This is a genomic window from Kitasatospora sp. NPDC001664, assembly GCF_053596675.1.
Map to the genome: position 1 here is coordinate 65,820 of NZ_JBSFGS010000034.1, position 12,831 is coordinate 78,650.

Here is a 12,831-nt window from a genome sequence, read left to right on the forward strand (position 1 = left end):
TGCCTTAACGGGAGATGCCGATCCGGGAGTGGGTCCACTTGAACGAGCTGTTGCTGACGTAGTCGGCGTAGTTCCACCACGTGTAGGTGGTGGTGTCGGGCCACGGGTCGGCGACGCCGATGGTGCTGTTCGAGGTGTCGAAGCCGTAGACCACGTTCATGTGGCCCCCGCCGGACGTCCAGCCGATCCGGGCGGCGACCGGCCGGGCCGCCTTGACGTCCGTGTAGACCTGGTTGAACGTGGCCGCGCTGCTCAGCCCGGTGCCGAGGTGGCCCAGGCCGAGGCTGTTCCATCCCCTGGCCATGTCGTCGAGGGTGGCGGGCTGGTTGTCGCAGCCGTAGTACGGGTTCGCCCTGGTGCAGAAGTCGGTCTGCGTGCTGCCGTAGCCCTGGAACTTGGCGATCGTCAGCCCGGAGGCGACCCAGCACCACTGGGTCTTCTCCTGCTTGTACATGCCGATGTTGTCCTGCCCCGCCTCGGCGTGGGCCGGGCCGCCGGCGGCCGCGAGCAGGCCCGAAACCGTCAGCGCGACGGCCACCGTGGCGGCCGTGAAGGGGGATCTGCCCATCGTCCTGCCTTCCCGCGGACTTGCGAGGGATGCCGGGAAATCTGGCAGACCAATCAGAGCACGAACTTTCCGGAACGCCCATGGTGCGTACCGAAACTGACCCCGTATTGGTGAATCGTCGTACCGGAGATCAGCGGCGGCCGAAAGGCGGCCGGAGCCGTCAGGCCGCGACGAGCTCCCGCTCGCGGTCGCGCGGTCCGGCCGCGGACCTCCGGTTCGGCAGCGAGAGCCGGACGACCTTGCGCCAGGCGGAGAACACCTGCTTGGGCAGCGGCCCGGTGACGTACTCCAGCTCGTACTTCTCGAACAGCGCGCGCACCTTCACGGCGACCTCGGCGTACCGGTTGCTCGGCAGGTCCGGGAAGAGGTGGTGCTCGATCTGGTGCGAGAGGTTGCCGGTCATGAAGTGCATGGCACGGCCGCCGCTGATGTTCGCCGAGCCCATCATCTGGCGCAGGTACCACTGGCCGCGCGTCTCGCCCTCGATCGAGCGGCGCTCGAAGACCCGGACGCCCTCGGGGAAGTGCCCGCACATGATGACCGAGTGGGTCCAGAGGTTGCGGACCAGGTTCGCGGTGAAGGTGGCGGCGAGCGTGGTGAGGAAGGAGGGGCCCGAGAGCAGCGGGTGGATCACGTAGTCCTTGAGCACCTGCCGACGGATCTTGCGGCCCACCGCCCTGGCCCGTGCGCGGAACTCCGGGTCCTTGCGGCGGCGCCGCCGCAGGTTCTTACCGAGCTCCAGGTCGTAGGCCGCGATGCCGTACTCGAAGAAGCAGGCGTTGACGAGGTTCCACAGCGGCTGGCCGAGGTGGAACGGGTGCCACCGCTGGTCCTCGTCGACGCGCATGATGCCGTAGCCGAGGTCGTTGTCCTTGCCGATCACGTTGGTGTAGGTGTGGTGCAGCTCGTTGTGCGAGTGCTTCCACTGGTCGGCCGGCGAGACGTGGTCCCACTCCCAGGTGGTGGAGTGGATCTTCGGGTCCCGCATCCAGTCCCACTGGCCGTGCAGGACGTTGTGGCCGATCTCCATGTTCTCCATGATCTTCGCCACCGACAGGCCGGCGGTGCCGATCAGCCACGCGGGCGGGAAGATCGAGAAGAGCAGGACGCCCCGGCTGGCCAGTTCGAGCTTGCGCTGCGCCGAGATCACCTTGCGGATGTAGGCGGCGTCCTTCTCACCACGGCCGGCGATCACCTCGTCGCGGATCGCGTCCAACTCCCGGCCGAGCTCCTCGATCTGAGCGGCGGTCAGGTGGGCGGTGGGGTCGATGGCGGTCACGGTGCTCCTACCGTTCGATCTCGCACGGGCCCGCCGCGGCGGACACGCAGGTCTGGATGAGGACGCCCGGCTCGGCCTCGGTGATCTCGCCGGTGCGCAGGTCGCGGACGGCGCCCGCCTTCAGCGGCGTGACGCAGCCGAAGCAGATGCCCATCCGGCAGCCGGAGGGCATCAGCACCCCGGCCTCCTCGCCGACCTCCAGCAGCGGCGTCGCGCCGTCCGCCTCGACGGTCCGCCCGGTGGCGCCGAAGGTGACCTCGCCGCCGTCCCCGGCCACCACGGTGCCCGGGCGGAAGCGCTCGGTGCGCAGCCGCTCCCGGACGCCGTGCTCGGACCAGTGCCGCTCCACCGCGTCGAGCAGGCCCATCGGCCCGCAGGCCCAGGTCTCGCGCTCGGCCCAGTCGGGCACCAGGTCGCCCAGGCGGGCGAGGTCGAGCCTGCCGTCGGTGCCGGTGTGCACCTCGGTGAGGCGCAGCCGGCCCGCCCCGGCGAGCTCGTGCAGTTCGGCGCGGAAGATCACGTCCTGCGGCCGCGGCGCGCTGTGGACCATGACGACGTCGTCCAGGGCGGCGTGCTCGCGCAGCATGCCCATCACGGGCGTGATGCCGCTGCCGGCCGTCAGGAAGAGCACCTTGGCGGGCCTGGCCGGCGGCAGCACGAAATCACCCGCCGGCTGCTCCAGCCGGACCAGGGTGCCCGGCGCCGTCCGGTGGACCAGGTGCCCGCTGACCCGGCCGTCCGCCACCGCCTTCACGGTGACGGTGATCCGGCCGTCCTGACGGTCCGTCGGCGAGGTGAGGGAGTAGGCGCGCCACAGGCGCACCCCGTCGACGTCGACCCCGATCCGCACGTACTGGCCCGCGGTGTGACCGAGCCAGCCGCGCCCCGGCCGGATCACGACGGTCGCGGCGTCCTCGGTCTCGGGGTGCACCGCCTCGATCCGCCCGCGCAGCTCGGCGCCGGCCCGCAGCGGGCTGACCAGATCGAGGTAGTCCGACGGCAGCAGCGGCGTCGTGACCATCTCCAGCAGCTTCCACGCCCTGCTGCGGAGGGCTGTACTCGTCATGGCCCCAGCTTGCTTCGTCCGAAGACGTAGAGTCCTGACCGTAGGACGTGAATCTGATCGGCCGAATTGTTCGTAGGGAACAAGAACCATGAGCAACGCAGTCCGCAGGGCCGCCGAACCGGTGCTGGACGAGACGACGGTCGCCGCCCTCCGGGCCGAGCTGACCACCACCGCCGAGGAGGTCGTCCGGGCGATCATCGACGAAGTCCCGTCCTACGCCAACGCCCTCTCCGGCCGCATGGGCGGGACCATCCGCCGCGCCGTCCGCACCGCGCTCGGGCACTACCTCGACCTCGCGAGCGGGCACACCACCGGGGGCGACGCCGGCGACGCGGCCTACGAGCTGGGGCGCGGCGAGGTGCGCGACGGCCGCTCGATGGACGCCCTGCTCAGCGCCTACCGCGTCGGCGCCCGGGTGGCCTGGCGGTGCCTGGCCGCGGGCGCGGTGCCCGCGGGCCTGCCCGCCGCCGAGGTCGCCAAGTTCGCCGAGCTGACCTTCGCCTACATCGACGAGCTCTCCGCCGCGAGCGCGGCGGGCCACGCCGACGAACTCGCCGCCCGCGGCCGGGCCCACGAGCGCCACCTCGAACAGCTGGCCCGCGACCTGCTCGCCGAGGCCGGACCGGACGTCCTGCCCGCCTCCGTCCTGCGGGCCCGCTGGCAGCCGCCGGTCTCGCTGACCGCCGTCCTGCTGCCCGCCGCCCAGGCGCGGCCCGCCTACCGCACGCTCGACCCGAACACCCTCGTCCTCGACGACCTGCCCGACGAGACCGGCGTGCTGCTCGTCCCCGACGCCGACCGGCCCCACCTCCTGCGCCAGCTCACCGACCGCACCGCCGTGGTCGGCCCCGCCCGGCCGTGGCTCCGGGCCTCCGCCTCGTTCGCGCGGGCCCTGCGCGCGCGGGCCCTCTCCCCCGGCATCCGCGACACCGAGGACCACCTGCCCGAGCTCGTCCTGACCGCCGACGCCGACGCCTTCGCGGACCTGCGGGCCCGGGCCCTCGCCCCGCTGCGGGCGCTGCCGGCCGCGACCGCGCGGCGGCTGGAGGAGACGCTGCGGGCCTGGCTGCTGCACCAGGGCCGGCGGGAGGAGGTGGCGGCGGCGCTCTTCGTCCACCCCCAGACGGTGCGGTACCGGATGGCGCAGCTGCGGGAGCTGTTCCCGGACCTCGCCTCCCCCCACCGCGTCCTCGAACTGACCCTGGCGGTCGGCCTCCCGGCCACCTGACGGGGGCCCTGCCGGTGCGGAGACGGGCATGGCCGACGGGAGGCGGCGCAACAAGGCTCAGGCCTCCGACCAGCGGTGGTGGACGCCCACTATCGTGGAATCCGCGCAGGACAGGACGGGCTAGGGGGAACCTTGTACTACAGCGGCTTGGAGCTTGACCGGGTTGGCGGCCGGCGTACCGACACGGAGTGGGTCGCCGGGCTGTTGACGAGCCCCGGTACCCAGGTGATTCCCTTCTGGCGGGACCACTGTCTGGTCCGCGACGACAGGCCCGTCCGGCTGCCGCCGGCCGAGGCGCGGGGCATCCTCGACGCCGCCGACGACCCGGTGTTCCTCGGCCTGGACGGGGAGGCCGCGGTGTTCGCGGCCGACGTGTCCCGCGTCGACCGGTCCGACGCCGTCGAACTGGCCACCGCGGACACGGTGCTGGATGTGCGGGCCATGGTTCCCACCATCACGCCGGAGGAGGCGGGCCTGCTCGCGTATGCCCGTGGAATCCTGCACTGGAACCGGAACCAGCGGTTCTGCGGCGCGTGCGGCGGTCCGGCCGTCCCCGGCAACAGTGGCCACCTGCGGACCTGTCAGGAGTGCGGAAAGCTGCTCTTCCCGCGGATCGAACCGGCCGTGATCGTGCTGGTGGAACTGCCCGGCACGCCTCGGCGCTGCCTGCTCGGCCGGCACGCGGGCTCCGGTCCGGACCGCTTCAGCACGCTGGCCGGGTTCGTCGAGATCGGGGAGAACCTCGAGGACGCGGTGCGCCGCGAGGTCGCCGAAGAGGCCGGTGTCGAGGTGGGGACGATCACCTATCAGGGATCCCAGTCGTGGCCGTTCCCGTCCGGGATGATGATCGGGTTCCGCGCCGAGGCCGTCTCCGACCGGATCGACGTGGACAACGTCGAGGTGGTGGAGGCACGTTGGTTCACGGCTGCCGAACTCCGGTCGCGCATCGCGGACTCCGCCGACGGCGGGCCCTACCGGGTCGACTCGATCGGCAAGGTGCTCATCGACCAGTGGCTGGCCGACGTGGAGTGAGTCGGACGCCGCGGCCGGGGGCCGAGGGGCCGGGACGCTCGGCGCTCGCTCGGGGCGATGTCCGTGCGGCGTCCTGTGCGGCCCTGTCCACGATCGTCCGCGAGTGTCCCGGATCCGGGTGGGTGGGTGGTCCGTCCCGCGATAGTGGGCGCACGATCACCACGGACGGAGGACCCTCCTTGAAGACCCGTTACGCCCAGCGGCTGACCGCCCTCGCCCTCACGCTCGCGGCCGCCACCGGTACGCTCGCCGTCTCCGCCTCGCCCGCCTCGGCGGCCACCCGTGACTGCACCTCGGAGTGGGCGCACCCCAACAAGAGCGACGCCACGGCCACGGTGATCGCCAGCGGGGTCAACTACCGCACCGGGCCGGACCACAACACCTGTACCGTCAAGGGCAGTTGGGCCCTGAGCACCTCGCTCTACCTGTGGTGCTGGGACTACGGCAGCTACGTCTCCACCTCCCAGGTGGGCTCGAACATCTGGTGGTACGGGCGGCGTTTCGGTACCCAGGAGCAGGGGTGGATCGCTTCGGTCTACCTGAAGGTCAACAACGGTTCCCAGTACCGCTGCCGCTGAGCAGCCGCTCCAGGGCCCGGAGCGGGCGGCGGGCGCAGCCCGCGAGCAGCGCCCGGGCCCGCTCGGACTCCTCGGGGGAGCCCTCACCGGCCGCGGTGTTCGCGCGGGCCAGTGCGGTGAGGGCGAGGGCGTGCCGGTACCGGTCACCCGACGGGGCGTGCAGGTCGCGGGCGGCGCGAGCGTCGTCCGCGCCCTGGCGTGGGTGACCGGTACGGGTGCGCAGTTCGGCCCGGACGGTCAGGGCGAGCCACCGGGCGTCGCGGTGGCCGGTGCGCTCGGCCAGGGCCAGCCCGGTGTCCAGGTGGCCCAACGCCACGGGGAGAGAGCCGAGTTCGCCGTGGGCGAGGCCGAGCAGGGTCAGCGTCAGGGCCTCGCCGAGCAGGTCCTCGGCGTCGCGCTGGAGGACCAGGCACTCCTCCAGCCGGGCCACCGCCCGCGCCGGGTCGCCGTCGTCGAGGTGGATCTCGCCGATGTTGTGCAGGGTCAGGCCCTGCTGCATCCGCATGCCCAACTCCTGGTAGCGGTCGAGCACTTGATGGTAGCGCTCCAGGGCGCGCCGGTGCTCTCCGGCCTGCTGGTGCAGGTGGCCGTAGTGGGAGAGCACGGAGGCCTCACCGACCGCTCCGGCCGCGGTGCGGGCTGCGGGAAGCGCTCGGTCGAGCTTGGCGGCGGCGTCGGCGAAGCGGCCGGCCCGCTGGTCGATCCCGTTGAGGGCGATCAGCGCCAGCGCCTCGGCCCGCGGGTCGGCGATCCGGGTGGCGATGTCCAGGGCGAGTTCGGCGAGCGCGCCGTAGTCGGACCAGTGGCCGCCGCGCGGCAGGTACGCCTGAAGGGTGCGCAGCAGGACCAGGGGGTAGCGCGCGACGGGCCCCGGCGCGGCTGCCAGGCGCCGGGCGAGGGCGAGCAGGGTGGGGAGTTCGGCGGCCAGCCAGGCGGCCGCGGCCGGGACGTCCGCGAAGGCGGCGCGGCCGGTCCACCCGGGGTCGAGCCAGTCCTCGGCGAGCCGGGTCGCCGGGTCGGCGCGCAGCAGTTGGGCGGCCGCGTCGGCGCCGCCGAGGTAGTGCCCGGCCAGCCGCAGCAGGGCCCCTTCGACCAGCGCGGCCGGCAGGGCGGCGGCCTGTTCGGCGGCGTGCAGCCGGACCAGGTCGTGCAGTTCGGGGCCGCCCGCGTCGGCGACCTCCAGCAGGCCGGCCTCCACCAGCCGGGTCACCGCCGCGTCCGCCTCCGGTTCGGCGACCCCGAGCAGGGCGGCCACCGCCGGGACCGTCAGCCGGGGCAGTCCGGCCTCGGCGGCGAGCAGCAGGGCGGTGCGGTCCTGCTCCTCGGCGAGCGCGTCCAGTCCGACCTGGAGGCTGCTGCGGACGGCGAGGTCGCCGTAGCGGAGCTCGTCCAGTCGGCGGCGCTGGTCGGCGAGGCGGTCGGCGAGCAGCGCGGGCGTCCAGTCGGGGCGGGCGGCGAGGCGGGCTCCGGCGATCCGGATGGCCAGGGGCAGCAGCCCGCAGTGCTCGACCACCCGGGCGGCGGCGCCCGGGTCGGCGGTGACCGGGCCGGGCCCGACGGTGCGGGCGAGCAGTTCCAGCGCCTCGTCCGGCGGGCAGCCGCCGAGCGGGATCCGGACGGCGTCCAGCAGACCGAGCCGGGCCCGGCTGGTGACCAGGGCGGCGCAGCCGCCGTCGGCGGGCAGCAGGGCCTCGACCTGGTCCGCCGTGCCGACGTTGTCCAGCACCAGCAGGACCCGTCGCCCGGCCAGCAGGGTGCGCCAGCGGGCGGCGGCCTCGGCGGTGCCGCCGGGCAGGTCGGCGGCGGGGACGCCCAGCGAACGCAGGAAGCGGCCGAGCACCTCGGCGACCGTCAGCGGATCGATGCCGGGGCTGGCGCCGCGCAGGTCCGCGTACAGCTGGCCGTCCGGGAAGGCGGCCGCGGCGGCGTGCGCGGCCTTGACGACCAGGGCGGACTTCCCGGCCCCGCCCGGCCCGTGCACCACCACCACGGCCGGGCCGTCGGCGAGTCCGGCCGGTCCGGCGGGGTCGGCGGGGTCGGCGGGAGCCGGGGCCAGACGGCGGGCGATGGCGGCGAGTTCGGCCTCGCGCCCGACGAACGACGGTGTGCTGCGCGGCAGTTCGCGCGGTGCGGGAGCGCCGGCGGGCGGCGGCGCGGGCAGTGGCGCTGGCGCGGGTGGGAGGTTGACCCGCTCCCAGGCCGCGGCCCAGCGGGCGCTGTCCCGGGGTGCCACGCCGAGGGCGAGCACCACCGCGTCGAGGACGTCGACCGGCATCGGGCGGGCACCGCTGAGGTAGCCGGAGAGGCTGCTGCGGGCGATGCCGGTGGCTTGCTCCAGATCGCGCAGGCTGACCCGGGCCTTGCCGGTGCCGCGGGCGGCGCGGATCCGCAGCCCGTCGAGCGCCGCCAGCAGGTCGGCGAGGCTGCGGACACCGTCCGTGCCCGGGCCGCCACCGTCCCCGGCTGCCATCGACCCCACCCCCTCGCCCTGCCGTCCCGGCGCCCCTCCCGACCGCCGGGCGCGCGGCACGACCGTACCGGGACGAGCTCCGAAGTGACAGGGACACGGCACAGCTGACCGTTCGGGCGCGACCGAGGCCCGGTCCGGGGAGGACCTCCGGCGCACGGCCGTACGCGCACGGCCGTACGCTCCGGTGGCGCAGGCCTCCCGCCGGGCCGGGCGGGCGTCCGGCGCGGTGTCGACGGTGGCGCCGCGTGTCGGAGCCCGTTGCCGCGTCGGCGCACGGGGCCTGACGGGCGGTCAGGACCGGGCCGGCACGGGGCGGGTACCGTCCTGGCCCGCGCGTTCGGTGATGTTGCGGGCCATGCCGGCGAACACGAAGGTGTGGAACGGCGCGACCGACCACCAGTAGGCGTGCCCGGCCAGCCCGTGCGGGTGGAACAGGGCCCGCTGGCGGTAGTGCGCCCCGTGGTCGCCGGCCGGCGTCACGGAGAGCTCCAGCCAGGCCAGGCCGGGCAGCCGCATCTCCGCGCGCAGGCGCAGCAGGTGGCCCGGTTCGATCTCCTCCACGCGCCAGAAGTCGAGGGAGTCCCCGACCCGCAGCCTCGCCGGGTCGCGGCGTCCGCGCCGCAGGCCGACGCCACCGGCCGCGCGGTCGAGCCAGCCGCGCAGGGCCCAGGCGAGCGGGAAGGAGTACCAGCCGTTGTCACCGCCGATGCCCTCGATCACCTGCCAGACGGCGGCCGGCGGCACGCTGACGGTGAGCTCCCGGACGTCCTGGTAGAGGCTGCCCCCGGCCCAGTCGGGGTCGCTCGGCAACGGGTCGCTGGGGGCACCGGGCAGCGAGGCGGAGGACCAGCGGGTGGCGACGTCGGCGTCCTTGATCCGGCGCAGCGCCAGCTCGACGGCGCGGTCGAAGCCGGTCAGCCCGCCCTCCGGGTCCGGCACCCAGCGGGCGATGTCGTGCTCGCCGCAGACCACCTCGTGGCGCAGCGATTCGACCAGGGGCCGGGCGATCGAGTTCGGCACCGGGGTCACCAGGCCGACCCAGTGGCTGGACAGACGGGGCGTCAGGACGGGGACCGGGACGATGAGGCGGTGGTGCAGCCCGGTGATGCGGGCATAACGCCGCATCATCTCCTCGTAGGTGAGGACGTCGGGGCCGCCGATGTCGAAGCTGCGGTTCAGCCCGGCCGGCAGGTGCGCGGCGCCGACCAGGTAGTGCAGGACGTCGCGGACGGCGATGGGCTGGATCCGGGTGGAGACCCAGCGCGGGGTCACCATCGCGGGCAGGCGTTCGGTGAGGTGGCGCAGCATCTCGAAGGAGGCGCTCCCCGAGCCGATGATCACGGCGGCGCGCAGCTCGGCGGTGGGCACGCCGCTGTCGCGCAGGATGCGGCCGACCTCGGCGCGCGAGCGCAGGTGCGGCGAGAGGCCTTCGGGGGCGTGGGCGGGGACGAGGCCGCCGAGGTAGACGATGCGGCGCACCCCGGCCGCCGCGGCGGCGGCCCCGAACGCGCGGGCGGCCTCCCGGTCGGTGGCCTCGAAGGTGGGCCCGGTGCCGAGCGAGTGGATCAGGTAGTAGGCGACGTCGATGCCGTCGAAGGCCCCGTCGAGGCTCTCGGGCCGGGTGACGTCGCCGGTGGCGGTCTCCACCCGGGCCCGCCAGGGCTGGTCGCGCAGGCGGCCCGGGTCGCGGACCAGACAGCGGACGGTGTGCCCGCGGGCGAGGAGCTCGGGCACCAACCGGCCCCCGATGTAGCCGGTGGCTCCGCTGACCAGACAGCGCAGGGGGCCGCTCGGGTACGCGTCCATGTCTCGGTCCTCCTTCGCGGTGGCCGCCGGGCGGCGGCGGTGGTTCGGTGCGGCGGTGTGCGGGGGGCTCGGCCCGCGGTGTGCGGGATGCTCGACCGGCGGGGTGCTCGGGCTCCCCGGCCCGTCGAGGAGACGACTCCTCCAGGATGACGGACGCTTCTGGAGGCCGACGGCTGCCCGTGGTCCGCAGCGCGCAGCCGGGCCGGCGGTGGGCGGGCGTCAGGGCCCGGACGGCCACCGCCCCGATCGGGGTGGTGCGCCGCTGTGGTGCACCGGACCTCCGGCAGGCGCTCGGCGTCGGCGTGCCGCGAACCGGTGAGGCGGCTCGCGCCGGGGCTCGGCCTTCGGCGGGTCATGCCGAAACCGTGCATCGATTCGCCGCCCCGCCTGCACTTGGAGCGTTTGTGCAGCGAGTCCGGGCCACGGTGGGACCGGGCCGGTGGCGGATGACCACGGCGGCACGACTGCTGCGGACCACGGACTCCCCGCTGAGATCGGTCGCCGCGCAGGTGGGCTACTCCTCCGAGTTCGCCTTCGCCCACACCTTCAAGCGCGTCCACGGCACCCCGCCCGGCACCTACCGCAGGACCACCTGAGGAGCCGTCACCGGCCGTGCCCTCCACTTCGCCTGGGCGTGGGTCGGTACCGGGATCGGTCCCGGGGTCAGTCCCGGGCCTCGGCGTGGCGGGCGGCGTACCAGCTGGAGTCGACGGCGGGGTTGCTCAGAGTTCCCCAGAAGTGGTCGTCGGGCATCGGCGGCAGCGGCTGTCCGCCCAGGTCGGCGTGGAGGTCCGCACGCCAGTCGACCGTGAGTCGGCTCCGGGTGGTCGCGCTCTCGTACACCGACCGGTAGGGCGAGCCCCAGATCCCGTGCACCATCTTCTCGGCGGCCCACCGGCGGGTGTCGTCCCGGTGCGCGCCCGCCTGCGCGACCACCGCGCGCAGGCGCAGGACCAGCGGGTCGAACTGCTCCGGCCGGGGCGGGACTTCACCCCGGTCCCACGCGTCCAGGGCCGCACCGACCTCCGGGTACTTGGCCAGGCCCGTCTCGACCGCCAGTCGGCGCAGCTGCTTGCGGGCGGCCTCCGCCACCCGCTCCGCCGGCACGACCGCGACCAGCGAGCCGAGTTCCTCCAGGCCGTCCAGGTGGACGGCGTGCAGGAGGTCGGCGGGGCTGCAGGAGAGGTCCAGCTCCGGAAGCCGCTCGTCCGCTGCGGGCAGCGGATCGTCGGCACTGCCCCACTCGGGGTGGGCCGGCATCGCCGACTCCCAGAGCAGCCGGCCGTTGAACGTGACCACACCGGCGTCCCGGCCGCGCTCCAGCCGGTCGGCCAGCTCCGCCAGGTACTCGCCGAGCGAACCGGCCCTGCCGAAAGCGGTACCGGTCTCGTCGAAGAACCGCCCGATCGCACCGAAGGTGTCCTGCCCGGTGCGGCAGTCGACGGTGAGGCCGTCCGCCGTGGCCTCGTAGGTGCCGAACTGGACGTAGCCGCGGTGCCAGTAGCCTCCGGCCTCGTCCTCTTCGAGGTCCTCGTCGAGGTCGGCGGCGATGTCCCGGAGGAAGCGGGTCTTCTCGAGGATCCCGCTCACTCCCAGCAGGCGGTCGTCCGTGGGGAAGCGGAAGGCCTCCGGCCCCTCCTGCGCACCGTCGTGCCGGAGCAGTGAGGCGACCAGGTCCGGAGGGAAGGTGAGGCCCAACTCCTCCTGCGCCGCCGCGAGTTCCTCGTCCCCCGCGGGAGGCCGGAGGGACGCGAAGGTGCGAGGCGCGTGCTCGCGCAGCCACGCGTCGATTCGGCTCCACGACTCCCGGACCAGATCTGCTGTCATGGAACGCACTCTAGACAGGGGCGCCGACAGCTTGATCGGCACCCGCCCCGGACGGCGGATTCCGGGCTCCCCACACGGCCTACCCGCCGTACGCGGACGCGGGCTGCCGGGGAGGGGCGCAGGACGCTCCCCGTACCGGTCCGCCGTCGGTACGGGGGCGTGGGTCCGCGCCCGGCGGGTCAGCTCGTGGTGCCCCAGGTGTGGGCCACGTCGATCACCAGGCGGTTGTCGAGCTGGAAGACCCGGTACGGCAGCCGGTCCCGGACCCCGAGGCCGAACTGCGTCTCGCCCGCGTGCGACCCTCCGCCCCGCGCCTCCACGAACGTGGGGTAGCCCGTGAAGTCGAGCCCGGGCAGCTTCTCCCCGGTGCGCATGGGGTACGTCCGGTTCCAGTCGGCGTCGTAGGTGTTCGCCCAGACGACGATGTTCAGCACCTTGCCGCCCGCGACGGGGATCGGCTCGTCGCCGGTGCTCGTGCGGATCGGTGAATCCTGGTAGTCGATCCGGTACTTGACCGGCTTGGCGGGCGACGATCCGGGCACGTCGACGACCATGCGGTCGAAGCAGGGGTGCGTACCGGTCCTGACGCCGGTCATGTACCGGTAGTCCTCGGCATTGGCCCCGCCCGCCTTGGCGAGGCTGCCCCAACCGGTCTCGCACGCGGCGACGGCTGCGGCCGGTGCCGCCGCGGAGGCCGTCACCGGGATCACCGCCGCTCCGACCCCGGCCAGCACGAGTGCCATCGGTACAGCCGTCCAACGTCGCATCATCTGTCTCCCCGTCAGGTACGTCGATCGTTCGTTCGCCTGTACATACGCTCCGGTCCGGCCCTGAGGTTGCACACGTACGACGATTTGTTCGCGGGGCCACCGACTCGGGCTTAGAAGGCATCTCATTTGGAGAGCCGTCGGGTGCAGATGAGGGCTGCGGCGATGCTGGCGAAGGCGGCGAAGTGGTCGGCCTTGCGTTCGTAGCGG

Annotated in this window: 10 protein-coding genes and 1 pseudogene; 4 read left to right on the forward strand and 7 right to left on the reverse strand. The window is 74.0% G+C overall.

Going from position 1 to position 12,831, the window contains the following annotated elements; genetic code table 11:
* Positions 1 to 4: 4 nt before the first annotated feature.
* The 3 genes from ACWCYY_RS34400 to ACWCYY_RS34410 form a co-directional block, all read right to left on the reverse strand.
* Positions 5 to 568 (reverse strand): papain-like cysteine protease family protein, encoded by a 564-nt coding sequence (locus ACWCYY_RS34400; protein ID WP_449798246.1) that lies wholly within the window; start codon positions 566 to 568, stop codon positions 5 to 7.
* Between the two features lie 160 nt (positions 569 to 728).
* A complete protein-coding gene (locus ACWCYY_RS34405; protein WP_449798247.1) occupies positions 729 to 1,847 on the reverse strand; it encodes a fatty acid desaturase family protein in 1,119 nt (372 codons plus the stop codon).
* Positions 1,848 to 1,854: 7 nt separating this feature from the next.
* Positions 1,855 to 2,868, reverse strand: a complete 1,014-nt coding sequence (locus tag ACWCYY_RS34410; RefSeq protein ID WP_449798255.1) for a ferredoxin reductase — start codon at positions 2,866 to 2,868, stop codon at positions 1,855 to 1,857.
* A gap of 133 nt (positions 2,869 to 3,001) precedes the next feature.
* Here ACWCYY_RS34410 and ACWCYY_RS34415 point away from each other — a divergent pair, with 133 nt between their 5' ends.
* The 3 genes from ACWCYY_RS34415 (at position 3,002) to ACWCYY_RS34425 (ending at position 5,751) form a co-directional block, all read left to right on the forward strand.
* Complete coding sequence (locus ACWCYY_RS34415) at positions 3,002 to 4,141, forward strand: PucR family transcriptional regulator (RefSeq protein ID WP_380150292.1); 1,140 nt, start codon at positions 3,002 to 3,004, stop codon at positions 4,139 to 4,141.
* Between the two features lie 75 nt (positions 4,142 to 4,216).
* Positions 4,217 to 5,173, forward strand: coding sequence for an NAD(+) diphosphatase (nudC, locus tag ACWCYY_RS34420; RefSeq protein WP_449798248.1), 957 nt, complete (start codon positions 4,217 to 4,219; stop codon positions 5,171 to 5,173).
* A 179-nt stretch (positions 5,174 to 5,352) separates the two neighbouring features.
* A complete protein-coding gene (locus tag ACWCYY_RS34425) occupies positions 5,353 to 5,751 on the forward strand; it encodes a hypothetical protein (protein WP_449798249.1) in 399 nt (132 codons plus the stop codon).
* On the opposite strand, the gene ACWCYY_RS34430 is transcribed toward ACWCYY_RS34425, so the two are convergent.
* Together ACWCYY_RS34430 and ACWCYY_RS34435 are read right to left on the reverse strand one after the other, a co-directional pair.
* Positions 5,720 to 8,221 carry a tetratricopeptide repeat protein gene (locus ACWCYY_RS34430; protein ID WP_449798250.1) on the reverse strand — a complete coding sequence of 834 codons (2,502 nt, stop codon included), beginning with the start codon at positions 8,219 to 8,221 and terminating at the stop codon, positions 5,720 to 5,722. The two genes, ACWCYY_RS34425 and ACWCYY_RS34430, sit on opposite strands and share 32 nt — an antisense overlap.
* Positions 8,222 to 8,512: 291 nt before the next feature.
* Positions 8,513 to 10,027, reverse strand: coding sequence for an SDR family oxidoreductase (locus ACWCYY_RS34435; protein ID WP_449798251.1), 1,515 nt, complete (start codon positions 10,025 to 10,027; stop codon positions 8,513 to 8,515).
* A gap of 398 nt (positions 10,028 to 10,425) precedes the next feature.
* On the opposite strand from ACWCYY_RS34435, the pseudogene ACWCYY_RS34440 reads away from it, so the two are divergent.
* Positions 10,426 to 10,623 (forward strand): annotated as a pseudogene (locus ACWCYY_RS34440) (helix-turn-helix domain-containing protein); the annotation flags it as partial.
* A gap of 67 nt (positions 10,624 to 10,690) precedes the next feature.
* Here ACWCYY_RS34440 and ACWCYY_RS34445 read toward each other — a convergent pair.
* Both ACWCYY_RS34445 and ACWCYY_RS34450 read right to left on the reverse strand, forming a co-directional pair.
* A complete protein-coding gene (locus ACWCYY_RS34445) occupies positions 10,691 to 11,854 on the reverse strand; it encodes an SMI1/KNR4 family protein (protein ID WP_449798252.1) in 1,164 nt (387 codons plus the stop codon).
* A 179-nt stretch (positions 11,855 to 12,033) separates the two neighbouring features.
* Positions 12,034 to 12,597 (reverse strand): AMIN-like domain-containing (lipo)protein, encoded by a 564-nt coding sequence (locus ACWCYY_RS34450; RefSeq protein WP_449798253.1) that lies wholly within the window; start codon positions 12,595 to 12,597, stop codon positions 12,034 to 12,036.
* Positions 12,598 to 12,831: the final 234 nt, after the last annotated feature.

Bases quoted from the DNA above. Each gene is read 5' to 3' on its own strand.
- ACWCYY_RS34410 (WP_449798255.1), bottom strand. From the start codon at position 2,868: ATGGTCACGACGCCGCTGCTGCCGTCGGACTACCTCGATCTGGTCAGC.
- ACWCYY_RS34450 (WP_449798253.1), bottom strand. From the start codon at position 12,597: ATGGCACTCGTGCTGGCCGGGGTCGGAGCGGCGGTGATCCCGGTGACG.
- ACWCYY_RS34430 (WP_449798250.1), bottom strand. From the start codon at position 8,221: ATGGCAGCCGGGGACGGTGGCGGCCCGGGCACGGACGGTGTCCGCAGC.
- ACWCYY_RS34435 (WP_449798251.1), bottom strand. From the start codon at position 10,027: ATGGACGCGTACCCGAGCGGCCCCCTGCGCTGTCTGGTCAGCGGAGCC.
- ACWCYY_RS34445 (WP_449798252.1), bottom strand. From the start codon at position 11,854: ATGACAGCAGATCTGGTCCGGGAGTCGTGGAGCCGAATCGACGCGTGG.
- ACWCYY_RS34400 (WP_449798246.1), bottom strand. From the start codon at position 568: ATGGGCAGATCCCCCTTCACGGCCGCCACGGTGGCCGTCGCGCTGACG.
- ACWCYY_RS34415 (WP_380150292.1), top strand. From the start codon at position 3,002: ATGAGCAACGCAGTCCGCAGGGCCGCCGAACCGGTGCTGGACGAGACG.